General features: G+C 66.3%; 26 protein-coding genes. All 26 read left to right on the top strand.

Annotated elements, in window-relative coordinates:
- Positions 1–2 precede the first annotated feature (2 nt).
- The 26 genes from rplC to rpsM all read left to right on the top strand — a co-directional run bounded on the left by rplC (position 3) and on the right by rpsM (position 13914).
- On the top strand, positions 3–647 hold the full coding sequence (gene rplC, locus ACFZBB_RS18880; RefSeq protein ID WP_188284641.1) for a 50S ribosomal protein L3: 645 nt from the start codon (positions 3–5) through the stop codon (positions 645–647).
- 5 nt (positions 648–652) lie between these two features.
- Positions 653–1330 carry a 50S ribosomal protein L4 gene (rplD, locus tag ACFZBB_RS18875; RefSeq protein WP_391123612.1) on the top strand — a complete coding sequence of 226 codons (678 nt, stop codon included), beginning with the start codon at positions 653–655 and terminating at the stop codon, positions 1328–1330.
- Positions 1330–1671, top strand: a complete 342-nt coding sequence (rplW, locus tag ACFZBB_RS18870; RefSeq protein ID WP_188284643.1) for a 50S ribosomal protein L23 — start codon at positions 1330–1332, stop codon at positions 1669–1671. The genes rplD and rplW overlap by 1 nt, the downstream gene beginning before the upstream one ends.
- Positions 1672–1719: 48 nt before the next feature.
- Positions 1720–2556, top strand: coding sequence for a 50S ribosomal protein L2 (rplB, locus tag ACFZBB_RS18865; protein ID WP_073492405.1), 837 nt, complete (start codon positions 1720–1722; stop codon positions 2554–2556).
- Between the two features lie 12 nt (positions 2557–2568).
- A complete protein-coding gene (gene rpsS / locus ACFZBB_RS18860; RefSeq protein WP_033177798.1) occupies positions 2569–2850 on the top strand; it encodes a 30S ribosomal protein S19 in 282 nt (93 codons plus the stop codon).
- Between the two features lie 45 nt (positions 2851–2895).
- On the top strand, positions 2896–3243 hold the full coding sequence (gene rplV, locus ACFZBB_RS18855; protein WP_188284646.1) for a 50S ribosomal protein L22: 348 nt from the start codon (positions 2896–2898) through the stop codon (positions 3241–3243).
- Positions 3243–4097: a 30S ribosomal protein S3 gene (gene rpsC / locus ACFZBB_RS18850; RefSeq protein WP_355340213.1), complete on the top strand. Its 855-nt coding sequence runs from the start codon at positions 3243–3245 to the stop codon at positions 4095–4097. The genes rplV and rpsC overlap by 1 nt, the downstream gene beginning before the upstream one ends.
- Before the next feature lie 5 nt (positions 4098–4102).
- Positions 4103–4522, top strand: coding sequence for a 50S ribosomal protein L16 (rplP, locus tag ACFZBB_RS18845; protein ID WP_188284648.1), 420 nt, complete (start codon positions 4103–4105; stop codon positions 4520–4522).
- Positions 4522–4755: a 50S ribosomal protein L29 gene (gene rpmC / locus ACFZBB_RS18840; RefSeq protein WP_093713214.1), complete on the top strand. Its 234-nt coding sequence runs from the start codon at positions 4522–4524 to the stop codon at positions 4753–4755. The genes rplP and rpmC overlap by 1 nt, the downstream gene beginning before the upstream one ends.
- Positions 4755–5042: a 30S ribosomal protein S17 gene (gene rpsQ, locus ACFZBB_RS18835; RefSeq protein WP_188284650.1), complete on the top strand. Its 288-nt coding sequence runs from the start codon at positions 4755–4757 to the stop codon at positions 5040–5042. The genes rpmC and rpsQ overlap by 1 nt, the downstream gene beginning before the upstream one ends.
- Positions 5043–5145: 103 nt before the next feature.
- Positions 5146–5514: a 50S ribosomal protein L14 gene (gene rplN, locus ACFZBB_RS18830; RefSeq protein WP_031524788.1), complete on the top strand. Its 369-nt coding sequence runs from the start codon at positions 5146–5148 to the stop codon at positions 5512–5514.
- 3 nt (positions 5515–5517) lie between these two features.
- Positions 5518–5841: a 50S ribosomal protein L24 gene (gene rplX, locus ACFZBB_RS18825; RefSeq protein WP_188284651.1), complete on the top strand. Its 324-nt coding sequence runs from the start codon at positions 5518–5520 to the stop codon at positions 5839–5841.
- Entirely contained in the window at positions 5841–6410 is a 570-nt protein-coding gene (gene rplE / locus ACFZBB_RS18820) for a 50S ribosomal protein L5 (protein WP_188284652.1), read from the top strand. Before rplX ends, rplE begins: the two co-directional genes overlap by 1 nt.
- 3 nt (positions 6411–6413) lie before the next feature.
- A complete protein-coding gene (locus ACFZBB_RS18815) occupies positions 6414–6599 on the top strand; it encodes a type Z 30S ribosomal protein S14 (RefSeq protein WP_030890724.1) in 186 nt (61 codons plus the stop codon).
- 230 nt (positions 6600–6829) lie between these two features.
- The gene (rpsH, locus tag ACFZBB_RS18810) at positions 6830–7228 is read left to right on the top strand and encodes a 30S ribosomal protein S8 (RefSeq protein WP_355340206.1); all 399 of its coding nucleotides are present in this window, start codon (positions 6830–6832) and stop codon (positions 7226–7228) included.
- A 21-nt stretch (positions 7229–7249) separates the two neighbouring features.
- Positions 7250–7789, top strand: coding sequence for a 50S ribosomal protein L6 (gene rplF / locus ACFZBB_RS18805; RefSeq protein WP_188284654.1), 540 nt, complete (start codon positions 7250–7252; stop codon positions 7787–7789).
- Between the two features lie 2 nt (positions 7790–7791).
- Complete coding sequence (gene rplR, locus ACFZBB_RS18800; protein WP_188284655.1) at positions 7792–8175, top strand: 50S ribosomal protein L18; 384 nt, start codon at positions 7792–7794, stop codon at positions 8173–8175.
- Positions 8176–8217: 42 nt separating this feature from the next.
- A complete protein-coding gene (gene rpsE / locus ACFZBB_RS18795; protein ID WP_093713222.1) occupies positions 8218–8823 on the top strand; it encodes a 30S ribosomal protein S5 in 606 nt (201 codons plus the stop codon).
- On the top strand, positions 8823–9005 hold the full coding sequence (gene rpmD, locus ACFZBB_RS18790) for a 50S ribosomal protein L30 (RefSeq protein WP_030890715.1): 183 nt from the start codon (positions 8823–8825) through the stop codon (positions 9003–9005). Before rpsE ends, rpmD begins: the two co-directional genes overlap by 1 nt.
- 2 nt (positions 9006–9007) lie before the next feature.
- Complete coding sequence (rplO, locus tag ACFZBB_RS18785) at positions 9008–9463, top strand: 50S ribosomal protein L15 (RefSeq protein WP_355340200.1); 456 nt, start codon at positions 9008–9010, stop codon at positions 9461–9463.
- A gap of 257 nt (positions 9464–9720) precedes the next feature.
- Positions 9721–11037: a preprotein translocase subunit SecY gene (gene secY / locus ACFZBB_RS18780; protein WP_093713225.1), complete on the top strand. Its 1317-nt coding sequence runs from the start codon at positions 9721–9723 to the stop codon at positions 11035–11037.
- Positions 11037–11696 (top strand): adenylate kinase, encoded by a 660-nt coding sequence (locus tag ACFZBB_RS18775; protein ID WP_355340197.1) that lies wholly within the window; start codon positions 11037–11039, stop codon positions 11694–11696. Before secY ends, ACFZBB_RS18775 begins: the two co-directional genes overlap by 1 nt.
- A 133-nt stretch (positions 11697–11829) precedes the next feature.
- Positions 11830–12666 (top strand): type I methionyl aminopeptidase, encoded by an 837-nt coding sequence (map, locus tag ACFZBB_RS18770; RefSeq protein ID WP_355340194.1) that lies wholly within the window; start codon positions 11830–11832, stop codon positions 12664–12666.
- Between the two features lie 296 nt (positions 12667–12962).
- Entirely contained in the window at positions 12963–13184 is a 222-nt protein-coding gene (infA, locus tag ACFZBB_RS18765) for a translation initiation factor IF-1 (RefSeq protein WP_003956442.1), read from the top strand.
- 37 nt (positions 13185–13221) lie between these two features.
- Entirely contained in the window at positions 13222–13335 is a 114-nt protein-coding gene (rpmJ, locus tag ACFZBB_RS18760) for a 50S ribosomal protein L36 (protein ID WP_003956441.1), read from the top strand.
- Positions 13336–13533: 198 nt separating this feature from the next.
- Positions 13534–13914, top strand: a complete 381-nt coding sequence (rpsM, locus tag ACFZBB_RS18755) for a 30S ribosomal protein S13 (protein ID WP_188284659.1) — start codon at positions 13534–13536, stop codon at positions 13912–13914.
- Positions 13915–13952: the final 38 nt, after the last annotated feature.

The raw sequence follows: 13952 nt of genomic DNA, 5'->3' as shown, positions 1-13952 counted from the left end.
AGATGACCAAGCAGATCAAGGGCATCCTGGGCGAGAAGCTCGGCATGACCCAGGTCTGGGACGAGAACAACCGTGTCGTCCCAGTGACTGTCGTCAAGGCCGGTCCGAACGTTGTGACCCAGGTCCGTACGAACGACGCCGACGGTTACGAGTCGGTTCAGCTCGCCTTCGGCGAGATCGACCCGCGCAAGGTGAACAAGCCCCTCAAGGGCCACTTCGCGAAGGCCGACGTCACCCCCCGCCGCCACCTGGTGGAGCTGCGCACCGCGGACGCCGCGGAGTACACGCTCGGCCAGGAGATCACCGCCGAGGTGTTCGAGGCAGGCGTCAAGGTCGACGTGACCGGCAAGAGCAAGGGCAAGGGCTTCGCCGGTGTCATGAAGCGTCACAACTTCAAGGGCCTCGGCGCCGGGCACGGCGTGCAGCGCAAGCACCGCTCGCCGGGCTCCATCGGTGGCTGCGCCACCCCCGGCCGTGTCTTCAAGGGCATGCGCATGGCGGGCCGCATGGGCAACGAGCGGGTCACCACCCAGAACCTGACCGTCCACGCCGTTGACGCGGAGAAGGGACTGCTGCTCATCAAGGGCGCTATCCCCGGTCCGAACGGCGGCCTCGTCCTGGTCCGCACCGCGGCCAAGGGGGCCTGAAGGCTATGAGCACCATCAACGTCCTGTCGCCGTCGGGCGACACCGCCGGGACCGTAGAACTCCCGGCCGAGATCTTCGACGCCAAGGTCAGCATCCCGCTGATCCACCAGGTCGTCGTCGCGCAGCTCGCCGCCGCCCGCCAGGGCACGCACAAGGTGAAGACGCGTGGCGAGGTCCGCGGTGGTGGCCGCAAGCCGTACCGCCAGAAGGGCACCGGCCGCGCCCGTCAGGGCTCGACCCGCGCCCCGCAGTTCGCCGGCGGTGGCGTCGTCCACGGTCCCGTACCGCGTGACTACTCGCAGCGCACCCCCAAGAAGATGGTCAAGGCCGCCCTCCGCGGCGCCCTGACCGACCGTGCGCGGCACAACCGCATCCACGTCGTCTCCGGCGTCGTCGAGGGCTCCGCCCCGTCGACGAAGGCCGCCAAGAGCCTGCTCGGCAAGATCAGCGAGCGCAAGAACGTGCTCCTGGTCATCGAGCGCGCCGACGAGGCCGCGTGGCTTTCCGCCCGCAACCTGCCCCAGGTGCACATCCTGGACGCAGGCCAGCTCAACACGTACGACGTGCTCGTCTCCGACGACGTGGTCTTCACCAAGGACGCCTTCGAGCGTTTCGTGGCCGGACCCGTTGCTTCCGGCAAGGCCGTTGCCTCCGAGGATGAGCTCGAAGGGAGCGAAGCCTGATGAGCGACGACACGACCACCACCGGACCCGTGATCACCAGCAAGACGTACACGGACCCCCGTGACCTCTTGATCAAGCCGGTGGTCTCGGAGAAGAGCTACGCGCTGCTGGACGAGAACAAGTACACGTTCGTCGTCGACCCGCGCGCGAACAAGACCCAGATCAAGCAGGCCGTCGAGGCGGTCTTCTCGGTCAAGGTCACCGGGGTCAACACGATCAACCGGCAGGGCAAGCGCAAGCGCACCCGCACCGGTTTCGGCAAGCGCGCCAACACCAAGCGCGCCATCGTGACCCTTGCCGAGGGCGACCGAATCGACATCTTCGGCGGCCCGGTCTCCTAACGGAGGCCGGATCGTGTCGAAGTCCTGAATTCATCCGAGGACTGAGAAATGGGTATCCGCAAGTACAAGCCGACGACTCCGGGCCGTCGTGGCTCCAGCGTCGCCGACTTTGTCGAGATCACGCGGTCCACGCCGGAGAAGTCGCTGGTCCGCCCGCTGCACAGCAAGGGCGGCCGTAACAACGCCGGTCGTGTGACCGTCCGCCACCAAGGCGGTGGCCACAAGCGCGCCTACCGTGTCATCGACTTCCGTCGCCATGACAAGGACGGCGTGCCCGCCAAGGTCGCGCACATCGAGTACGACCCCAACCGCACCGCGCGCATCGCGCTGCTGCACTACGCGGACGGCGAGAAGCGCTACATCCTCGCCCCCGCGAAGCTCCAGCAGGGTGACCGGATCGAGAACGGCCCCAACGCCGACATCAAGCCGGGCAACAACCTGCCGCTGCGCAACATCCCGGTGGGTACGACGATCCACGCGATCGAGCTGCGGCCCGGTGGCGGCGCGAAGATCTCCCGCTCCGCGGGCGCTTCCGTCCAGCTACTGGCGAAGGAAGGCACCATGGCCACCCTTCGCATGCCGTCCGGTGAAGTCCGCATGGTCGACGTCCGCTGCCGCGCCACGATCGGCGAGGTCGGCAACGCCGAGCAGTCGAACATCAACTGGGGCAAGGCCGGCCGCATGCGCTGGAAGGGCGTCCGCCCGACCGTCCGCGGTGTCGCCATGAACCCGGTGGACCACCCGCACGGTGGTGGTGAGGGCAAGACCTCCGGTGGTCGCCACCCGGTCTCCCCGTGGGGTCAGAAGGAAGGTCGTACTCGCTCGCCGAAGAAGGCATCGAGCAAGTACATCGTCCGCCGCCGCAAGACGAACAAGAAGCGCTAGGAGCGGGTTTAGATGCCGCGCAGTCTCAAGAAGGGGCCCTTCGTCGACGACCACCTGATCAAGAAGGTGGACGTACAGAACGAAGCAGGCACCAAGAACGTCATCAAGACCTGGTCCCGCCGCTCGATGATCATCCCGGCGATGCTGGGTCACACGATCGCGGTGCACGACGGCCGTAAGCACGTCCCGGTGTTCGTCACTGAGTCGATGGTCGGCCACAAGCTCGGCGAGTTCGCACCGACCCGCACCTTCCGCGGGCACGAGAAGGACGACCGCAAGTCGCGGCGTCGCTGAGCGGGCTGAACCGTGACGACGAAGACAGACACTGAAGGGACAACCATGGAAGCCAGGGCCCAGGCGCGGTACATCCGCGTCACGCCCATGAAGGCCCGCCGCGTGGTGGACCTCATCCGTGGCATGGACGCCACGGAGGCTCAGGCGGTCCTGCGTTTCACCCCGCAGGCCGCGAGCGTGCCGGTCGGCAAGGTGCTGGACAGCGCCATTGCCAACGCCGCGCACAACTACGACCACACCGACGCCGAGTCGCTGTTCATCAGCGAGGCGTATGTGGACGAGGGTCCGACCCTCAAGCGGTTCCGGCCGCGCGCCCAGGGCCGCGCCTACCGCATCCGCAAGCGGACCAGCCACATCACCGTGGTCGTCGCCAGCAAGGGAGAGACCCGGTAATGGGCCAGAAGGTAAACCCGTACGGGTTCCGCCTCGGCATCACCACGGACTTCAAGTCCCGCTGGTACGCCGACAAGCTGTACAAGGACTACGTCAAGGAAGACGTGGCCATCCGCAAGATGATGACGCAGGGCATGGAGCGCGCCGGTATCTCCAAGGTGGAGATCGAGCGCACCCGTGACCGCGTCCGCGTCGACATCCACACCGCCCGGCCGGGCATCGTCATCGGCCGTCGCGGCGCGGAGGCCGACCGCATCCGCGGTGACCTGGAGAAGCTGACCGGCAAGCAGGTCCAGCTCAACATCCTTGAGGTCAAGAACCCGGAGATGGACGCTCAGCTGGTGGCCCAGGCCGTCGCCGAGCAGCTCTCCTCGCGCGTCTCCTTCCGCCGTGCCATGCGCAAGAGCATGCAGGGCACCATGAAGGCCGGCGCCAAGGGCATCAAGATCCAGTGCGGTGGCCGCCTCGGCGGCGCCGAGATGTCCCGCTCCGAGTTCTACCGCGAGGGCCGTGTCCCGCTGCACACCCTGCGCGCCAACGTGGACTACGGCTTCTTCGAGGCCAAGACCACCTTCGGCCGTATCGGTGTCAAGGTGTGGATCTACAAGGGCGACGTCAAGAACATCGCCGAGGTCCGCGCCGACAACGCCGCGGCCCGTGCGGGCAACCGCCCGGCGCGTGGTGGCGGCAACGAGCGTCCGCAGCGCCGCGGTGGCGAGCGCGGTGGCCGCGGTGGCGGTGGCGGCCGTCGTCCTCAGACCGATGGCGCGTCCGGCTCCCCGGCCTCCAAGACGGATGTTCCTGCCGTCGAGGCCCCGGCAGCAGCCGCGGAGACCCCCGGAACGGAAGGCTAAGTACCATGCTGATCCCCCGTAGGGTCAAGCACCGCAAGCAGCACCACCCCGGGCGCGACGGAATGGCCAAGGGCGGCACGGAGCTGGCGTTCGGCGAGTACGGCCTGCAGGCCGTCACGCCCGCCTACGTGACCAACCGGCAGATCGAGTCCGCTCGTATCTCCATCACCCGTCACATCAAGCGCGGCGGCAAGGTCTGGATCAACATCTACCCGGACCGCCCGCTGACCAAGAAGCCCGCCGAGACCCGCATGGGTTCCGGTAAGGGTTCTCCCGAGTGGTGGATCGCGAACGTCAAGCCCGGTCGGGTGATGTTCGAGCTGTCATTCCCGAACGAGAAGGTTGCTCGTGAGGCGCTGACCCGCGCCGCGCACAAGCTTCCGATGAAGTGCCGCATCGTGCGGCGCGAGGCAGGTGAGTCGTGATGGCGGCCGGTACCAAGGCTTCCGAGCTGCGCCAGCTTGGTGACGAGGAACTCGTCAACAAGCTGCGCGAGGCGAAGGAGGAGCTGTTCAACCTCCGCTTCCAAGGGGCCACCGGGCAGCTCGAGAACAACAGTCGGCTCAAGGTGGTCCGCAAGGACATCGCCCGGATCTACACGTTGATGCACGAGCGTGAGCTGGGCATCGAGACTGTGGAGACGGTGGAGAGCGCCTGATGAGCGAGAAGAATGTGACTGAGACGACCGACGAGCAGCGCGGCTTCCGCAAGACCCGCGAGGGCCTTGTGGTCAGCGACAAGATGGACAAGACCGTAGTGGTCGCCGTCGAGGACCGTGTGAAGCACGCCCTGTACGGCAAGGTCATCCGCCGCACCAACAAGCTCAAGGCGCACGACGAGCAGAACGCCGCGGGCATCGGCGACCGGGTCCTCCTCATGGAGACCCGGCCGACCTCCGCGACCAAGCGGTGGCGCGTCGTCGAGATCCTCGAGAAGGCCAAGTAATCCCTGAGGGCACTCCCTCAGGACCGTTCCGTCAGGCTCGGCGGTGGCCCGCTCCCCGTGAGTGGGCCCCGCCGGGAACCGACGCGACAAACAGGAGATAGACGTGATCCAGCAGGAGTCGCGACTTCGTGTCGCCGACAACACTGGTGCCAAGGAGATCCTTTGCATCCGTGTTCTCGGTGGCTCGGGTCGCCGCTACGCGGGAATCGGTGACGTCATCGTCGCCACCGTCAAGGACGCGATCCCCGGTGGCAACGTGAAGAAGGGCGAGGTCGTCAAGGCGGTCATCGTCCGGACCGTCAAGGAGCGCCGTCGCGCCGACGGCTCGTACATCCGGTTCGACGAGAACGCCGCCGTCATCCTCAAGAACGACGGCGACCCCCGCGGCACCCGTATCTTCGGCCCGGTGGGCCGTGAGCTGCGCGAGAAGAAGTTCATGAAGATCGTCTCGCTCGCGCCGGAGGTGCTGTAACCGATGAAGATCAAGAAGGGCGACCTGGTCCAGGTCATCACCGGTAAGGACAAGGGCAAGCAGGGCAAGGTCATCGTTGCCTACCCCGCGCTCGACCGTGTCCTCGTCGAGGGTGTCAACCGGGTCAAGAAGCACACCAAGGCCGGCCAGACCGACCGCGGTTCGAAGACCGGCGGCATCATCACCACCGAGGCGCCCATCCACGTCAGCAACGTGCAGCTCGTTGTTGAGAAGGACGGCAACAAGGTCGTGACCCGCGTCGGCTACCGGTTCGACGACGAGGGCAACAAGATCCGCGTTGCCAAGCGGACCGGTGAGGACATCTGATGACTGACACCGCTACGACGCACGCACAGCCGCGTCTCAAGACGCGCTACCGCGAGGAGATCGCGGGCAAGCTGCGCGACGAGTTCTCGTACGAGAACGTCATGCAGATTCCCGGTCTCACCAAGATCGTGGTCAACATGGGTGTGGGCGACGCCGCCCGCGACTCCAAGCTGATCGAGGGCGCCATCCGCGACCTCGCCACGATCACCGGCCAGAAGCCGCAGGTCACCAAGGCCCGGAAGTCCATCGCGCAGTTCAAGCTGCGTGAGGGTCAGCCGATCGGCGCCCACGTCACCCTCCGCGGTGACCGCATGTGGGAGTTCCTGGACCGCCTGCTGTCGCTCGCGCTCCCGCGTATCCGCGACTTCCGCGGTCTGTCGCCGAAGCAGTTCGACGGCCGGGGCAACTACACCTTCGGTCTCACGGAGCAGGTCATGTTCCACGAGATCGACCAGGACAAGATCGACCGCGTCCGGGGTATGGACATCACCGTGGTCACCACGGCGACCAACGACGATGAGGGCCGCGCCCTCCTTCGTCACCTCGGCTTCCCGTTCAAGGAGGCGTGAGCCGTGGCGAAGAAGGCTCTCATTGCCAAGGCCGCTCGTAAGCCGAAGTTCGCTGTGCGCGCGTACAACCGCTGCCAGCGCTGCGGCCGGCCGCACTCCGTCTACCGCAAGTTCGGCCTGTGCCGCGTGTGCCTTCGTGAGATGGCCCACCGTGGCGAGCTGCCGGGCGTGACCAAGAGCTCCTGGTAGTTCGGGTAATCCGAACTCCAGGAACTCTCGGTAAGCATCTGGACGGTCGGGGGCCCAACCTTTTTCCCGTAAGGTAGAAGGGTTGGGCGTCCGCCGCCCGATTCGACTTACTACGCCGTAGGTCCCCGTACCGCACCCGTCCCGACGTGTCCGCCACCGCGCGGCGCACCTCTCGGGGAGAGGGATGGCACAGATAGGAAACCCCGGCGAGAGAGGCCCAGGGCCAACTCATGACCATGACCGACCCCATCGCGGACATGCTGACCCGTCTGCGTAACGCCAACTCGGCGTACCACGACGACGTCGAGATGCCGTTCAGCAAGATCAAGTCGCACATCGCGGAGATCCTCCAGCAGGAGGGTTACATCACCGGCTGGAAGGTCGAGGACGCCGAGGTCGGCAAGAACCTCATCCTCGAGCTGAAGTTCGGTCCGGAGCGGCAGCGCTCCATCGCCGGGATCAAGCGGATCAGCAAGCCTGGTCTGCGGGTCTACGCGAAGTCCACCAACCTGCCGAAGGTGCTCGGCGGCCTGGGCGTGGCGATCATCTCCACGTCCCACGGGCTGCTCACCGGCCAGCAGGCGCAGAAGAAGGGCGTGGGTGGGGAAGTCCTCGCCTACGTCTGGTAACCGGGAAAGCGAGGTATAGCAATGTCGCGCATCGGCAAGCTGCCCATCTCGGTTCCCGCCGGAGTGGACGTCACCATCGACGGCCGCACGGTCGCTGTGAAGGGCCCCAAGGGTTCCCTCTCGCACACCGTTGCCGCGCCGATCGAGATCGCCAAGGGCGAGGACGGCACTCTGCTGGTCACCCGCCCCAACGACGAGCGTGTCTCGAAGGCCCTGCACGGCCTGTCCCGCACGCTGGTGGCGAACATGATCACCGGCGTGACCGCGGGCTACAGCAAGCAGCTCGAAATCAGCGGTGTCGGCTACCGCGTCCAGGCGAAGGGCTCCAACCTGGAGTTCGCCCTGGGCTACAGCCACCCGATTCTCGTCGAGGCCCCCGAGGGGATCTCCTTCAAGGTCGAGAACCCGACGAAGTTCTCCGTCGAGGGCATCGACAAGCAGAAGGTCGGCGAGGTGGCCGCCAACATCCGCAAGCTGCGGAAGCCCGACCCGTACAAGGCCAAGGGCGTCAAGTACGCCGGCGAGGTCATCCGCCGCAAGGTCGGAAAGGCTGGTAAGTAGCCATGGCATACGGTGTGAAGATCGCCAAGGGCAAGGCGTACAAGGGTGCGGCACTCAAGCGTCGCCACATCCGCGTCCGCAAGCGGGTCTCGGGCACGGAGGCGCGTCCGCGTCTGGTCGTGACCCGTTCCAACCGTGGCATCGTGGCGCAGGTCATCGACGATCTCGCGGGCCACACGCTCGCGTCCGCGTCGACCCTCGACGCGTCCATCCGCGGCGGCGAAGGCGACAAGAGCGCCAAGGCCAAGCAGGTCGGCCAGCTCGTGGCCGAGCGTGCGAAGGCCAAGGGCGTCGAGGCTGTCGTGTTCGACCGTGGCGGCAACCAGTACGCGGGGCGCATCGCCGCCCTGGCGGACGCCGCCCGCGAAGCCGGACTGAAGTTCTGATCCGGTTCCGTAGCTAGCGGAAAACGAAGAGAGGTAATTCCAATGGCTGGACCCCAGCGCCGCGGAAGCGGTGCCGGTGGCGGCGAGCGACGGGACCGTAAGGACCGGCGGGACGGCGGCCAGCAGGCCGAGAAGACCGCCTATGTCGAGCGTGTCGTCGCGATCAATCGCGTCGCCAAGGTTGTGAAGGGTGGTCGTCGCTTCAGCTTCACCGCGCTGGTCGTGGTGGGCGACGGTGACGGCACCGTGGGTGTCGGTTACGGCAAGGCCAAGGAGGTGCCGGCCGCCATCGCCAAGGGTGTTGAGGAGGCCAAGAAGCACTTCTTCAAGGTCCCCCGTATCCAGGGCACCATCCCGCACCCGATCCAGGGCGAGAAGGCCGCGGGCGTCGTCCTGCTCAAGCCCGCTTCCCCCGGTACCGGTGTGATCGCCGGTGGCCCGGTGCGCGCCGTCCTGGAGTGCGCCGGTATCCACGACGTGCTGTCCAAGAGCCTCGGCTCGGACAACGCGATCAACATCGTGCACGCCACGGTGGCCGCGCTCCAGGGGCTTCAGCGCCCCGAGGAGATCGCCGCCCGCCGCGGTCTGCCGATCGAGGACGTCGCGCCCGCCGCCCTGCTGCGTGCGCGTGCCGGGGTGGGTGCGTAATGGCTCGCCTCAAGGTCACCCAGACCAAGTCCTACATCGGCAGCAAGCAGAACCACCGTGACACCCTGCGGTCGCTCGGCCTGAAGCGGCTGAACGACGTGGTGGTCAAGGAGGACCGGCCGGAGATCCGCGGCATGGTCCAGACCGTCCGCCACCTCGTCACGGTCGAGGAGGTCGACTGATCATGGGTAACGAAAGCCCGATCAAGATCCACAACCTCCGTCCGGCCCCCGGCGCCAAGACCGCCAAGACCCGTGTGGGTCGTGGCGAGGCGTCCAAGGGCAAGACGGCCGGTCGTGGCACCAAGGGCACCAAGGCCCGCTACCAGGTTCCGGAGCGCTTCGAGGGCGGGCAGATGCCCCTCCACATGCGTCTCCCGAAGCTCAAGGGCTTCAAGAACCCGTTCCGCACCGAGTACCAGGTCGTCAACCTGGACAAGCTCGCGACCCTCTACCCCGAGGGTGGCGAGGTCACGGTGGCCGATCTGGTCGCCAAGGGCGCGGTACGCAAGAACCAGCTCGTCAAGGTGCTCGGCACCGGCGAGGTGACCGTGGCGCTCCAGGTGACCGTGGACGCGGTTTCCGGGTCCGCCCAGCAGAAGATCACCGCCGCCGGCGGTACCGTGACCGAACTCATCTGAGTCAGATGTCACACGACGACCGGGGATGCCCAGCACCTAGGGGCATCCCCGGTCGTTGTTTCCTTGTATTTCCTTGGCCGATTGGTCATTCCTAGGGAGCCCGCCTCGCGGGTAGGGTGACGTCGGTTGTTACTGTTCGCAGAGCCTGTGTGCTTTCGCGGGTGGTACAGCCGTATGGCCAGCGCCGTATCTGCCCGTATCAGTCAGTACCTCATCAGACCGTCCTTCCGCCGTGCGCGGGGGGTGCAGGAGGCACCGTGCTCACCGCGTTCGCACGGGCGTTCAGGACGCCCGACCTGCGGAAGAAGCTGCTGTTCACGTTGGGCATCGTGGTGATCTATCGCCTCGGTGCGCATGTTCCGGTGCCGGGGATCGACTACTCGGTGGTCAACCAGTGCATTAAGGACACGAAGAGCAGCAACAGCCTCTTCGGCCTGGTGAACATGTTCAGCGGCGGCGCTCTTCTCCAGCTCACGATCTTCGCGCTCGGGATCATGCCGTACATCACGGCGAGCATCATCCTGCAGCTCCTCACGGTGGTGATCCCACGCCTGGAGGCCCTCAAGAAGGAGGGCCAGGCGGGCACCACCAAGATCACGCAGTACACCCGGTACCTGACCGTCGCGCTCGCGGTCCTCCAGGGCACCGGCCTCGTCGCCACCGCCCGCTCCGGCAGCCTGTTCTCCAGTTGCCAGAACAAGTTCGACATCGTGCCGAACCAGTCGATCTTCACCACCGTGACCATGGTGACCACCATGACCGCGGGCACCGTGATGATCATGTGGCTCGGCGAGCTGATCACCGACAAGGGCATCGGCAACGGCATGTCGATCCTGATGTTCGTCGCCATCGCCGCCGGATTCCCCGGCTCGCTGTGGGCGATCAAGGTCTCCGGCAAGATCGCCGGCGGCTGGGTCGAGTTCCTCGCGGTGATCGCCGTCGGCCTCGCGATGGTCGGCCTGGTGGTCTTCGTCGAACAGGCCCAGCGCCGAATTCCGGTGCAGTACGCGAAGCGCATGATCGGCCGCCGCTCGTACGGCGGCACCTCCACGTACATCCCCCTGAAGGTCAATCAGGCGGGTGTGATCCCCGTCATCTTCGCGTCGTCGCTGCTCTACATCCCGGCGCTGATCGTGCAGTTCTCCGGGTCGACCGCGGGCTGGGCGCAGTGGATCAGCCGCAACATGACCAAGGGCGACCACCCGATCTACATGGCCGCCTACTTCCTGCTGATCGTGTTCTTCGCCTTCTTCTACGTCGCTATCTCGTTTAACCCCGAGGAAGTGGCGGATAATATGAAGAAGTACGGTGGCTTCATCCCTGGCATCCGGGCCGGCCGCCCCACCGCGGAGTACCTGAGTTACGTGCTGAATCGCATCACGTGGCCGGGATCGCTGTATCTGGGTCTCATCGCTCTCGTGCCAACGGTCGCCATCGCGGTCTTCAACGGGAGCAACGGCAGCTTCCCGCTGGGCGGCACCAGCATCCTGATCATCGTGGGTGTCGGCCTGGAGACGGTGAAGCAGATCGAGAGCCAGCTCCAGCAGCGTAACTACGAAGGGTTCCTCCGCTGATGCGAATCGTCCTGGTCGGTCCCCCCGGCGCGGGCAAGGGGACGCAGGCCGCGTTCCTCGCCAAGAACCTGTCGATCCCGCACATCTCCACGGGAGACCTGTTCCGCGCCAACATCAGTCAAGGGACCGACCTGGGCAAGCAGGCGAAGGCGTTCATGGACGCCGGTGACCTGGTACCTGACGAGATCACCATCGGCATGGCTGAGGACCGCCTGGAGCAGGCGGACGCGGCGGAGGGCTTCCTGCTCGACGGCTTTCCGCGCAACGAGTTCCAGGCCCGCGCGCTGGACGCGTACATGGCCGGGCACGGGATCGCGCTCGACGGTGTGCTCGACCTGGAGGTCCCCGAGGACGAGGTCGTCAAGCGGATCGCCGGCCGTCGGGTGTGCCGCAACAACAGCGCGCACGTCTTCCACGTCGAGTACAGCAAGCCCGCCACCGAGGGCGTCTGCGACGTCTGCGGCGGCGAGCTGTACCAGCGCAGCGACGACGCGGAGGACAAGGTCCGCAACCGGATCGAGGTCTACCACCGCGAGACCGAGCCGATCATCGACTACTACAAGCAGCAGGACCTTGTGGTGACGATCTCGGCGCTCGGCCCGGTGGCCGAGGTCACGCAGCGCGCGATGGACGCGCTGCGCGCGGGCGAGCGGCGGTAGCCGCCACCGAGCACGGCATCGGCCGTGGTGCCCTGACGGGCGCCACGGCCGTATCGTTGAGTGGGCACCTGCCGTCCCCGAGGGGGCGGGCGGTGCCCGAGCACTGACGTACACAAGGAAGGCGCCAGCCGTCATGGTGGAGATCAAGACCCCCGAGCAGATCGCCAAGATGCGCGAGGCCGGGTTGGTCGTGGCGGCGATCCACCGGGCGACGCGCGCCGCGGCGGTGCCCGGCGCCACCACCAAGGACCTGGACGAGGTCGCCGCCAAGGTGATCGCCGACCACGGCGCCAAGCCGAACTTCCTGGGGTACGGCGGCTTCCCCGGCAACATCTGCACGTCGGTCAACGACGTGGTGGTGCACGGCATCCCGGACCGCGAGACGGTGCTCAAGGACGGCGACATGATCGCCATCGACGCCGGTGCCATCGTGGACGGCTGGCACGGCGACGCGGCCTTCACGTGCTTCGTGGGCAGCGGGCACGCGCCGGAGCTGATCGAGCTGAGCCGGGTCACCGAGGAGTCCATGTGGGCGGGCATCGCCGCCTTCCGCAAGGGCAACCGCCTTGAGGACATCTCCAAGGCGATCGAGGGCTACATCCGCCGCCAGCCGCGGCCCGCCTCCGGCAAGTACGGCATCGTCGAGGACTACGGGGGCCACGGCATCGGCACCCAGATGCACATGGACCCGCACCTGCTGAACTACGTCACCAAGAAGCGCGGGCGCGGCATCAAGCTGATCCCCGGTGTCTGCCTCGCCATCGAGCCGATGGTCACCCTCGGAACCCCCCGCACCCACGTCCTCGCCGACGAGTGGACGGTCAAGTCCGACGACGGCTCCTGGTCCTCCCACTGGGAGCACTCCATCGCCCTCACCGAGGACGGCCCCCTCGTCCTGACCGCCGAGGACTGCGGTAAGGCCAAACTGGCCGAGTACGGCATCACGACCGCCCCGGACCCGCTGGCGTGACGTCGGACGGGGAGCCGTCGGCGGACGGAGTCCGGTGCAGCCGCTCGAAGCTTGTGAGGCGCCCCAGGCGCCGAGCCCGCGAGAGCGGCGTGAAGAGGATTCGCCTGCGGTAAGGCCAAACTGGCCGAGTACGGCATCACGACCGCCCCGGACCCGCTGGCTTAAGGATCTTCGAGACAGGGCATACATCCCTGATTCGTCTTTCCGGGTGGCGTGACGTAGACTGACACGTCGGCTCTCGCGTGTCTTTTGGCATGTCTGGGGCCGACCAAGGTAGCCGATCCCGAAAGCAGGACATGGCCAAAAAGCAAGGCGCCATCGAAATCGAGGGCACCGTGATCGAGTCTCTGCCGAACGCGATGTTCAAGGTGGAGCTGCAGAACGGTCACAAGGTCCTCGCGCACATCAGCGGCAAGATGCGGATGCACTACATCCGTATCCTCCCGGATGACCGGGTCGTTGTGGAGCTCTCTCCGTACGATCTGACGCGCGGACGGATCGTCTACCGATACAAGTAGCAACGAGTAGATCTCAAGACCCGGAGAACCTCACCTCATGAAGGTCAAGCCGAGCGTCAAGAAGATCTGCGACAAGTGCAAGGTGATCCGCCGTCACGGCCGGGTCATGGTCATCTGCGACAACCTGCGCCACAAGCAGCGCCAGGGCTGACGCACGCCGACCTACCTGCATCCGCAGAACTTCGCGCGACGCACACACGTACATACGCAGTGCCCATCTCCTGCCACAAGGGGATGACACCTCCGGCGGAGGCCGGGGACCTGGTCGTACCACCGCTCAGCACACGAGCGGTCGGCGGTCAGGAGCCGGTACTGCGGAAGACCTCCGAAACCATCAGGAGCCAAGAAAATGGCACGCCTTTCAGGCGTTGACCTCCCGCGTGAGAAGCGCGTGGAGATCGCCCTCACCTACGTCTTCGGCATCGGGCGCTCCCGCTCCCAGCAGGTGCTGAAGGAGACCGGTGTGAACCCCGACATCCGCGTCCGCGACCTGGCCGAGGAAGACCTCGTCAAGCTGCGCGAGTACGTCGATGCCAACTTCAAGACCGAGGGTGACCTCCGTCGCGAGGTGCAGGCCGACATCCGCCGCAAGGTGGAAATCGGCTGCTACCAGGGTCTGCGCCACCGTCGTGGCCTGCCGGTCCACGGTCAGCGCACTCACACCAACGCCCGTACCCGCAAGGGTCCGCGTCGCGCCATCGCCGGTAAGAAGAAGCCGGGCAAGAAGTAGTCCTCAGCGGACGCTCATCAGCGGTCTTCGCTGTAGGA

It is taken from the genome of Streptomyces sp. NPDC008139, assembly GCF_042957025.1.
Taxonomy (GTDB): Bacteria; Actinomycetota; Actinomycetes; order Streptomycetales; family Streptomycetaceae; genus Actinacidiphila.
Note: the sequence above shows the minus strand (reverse complement) of the source record. Positions and strands in the feature narration are given on the sequence as shown.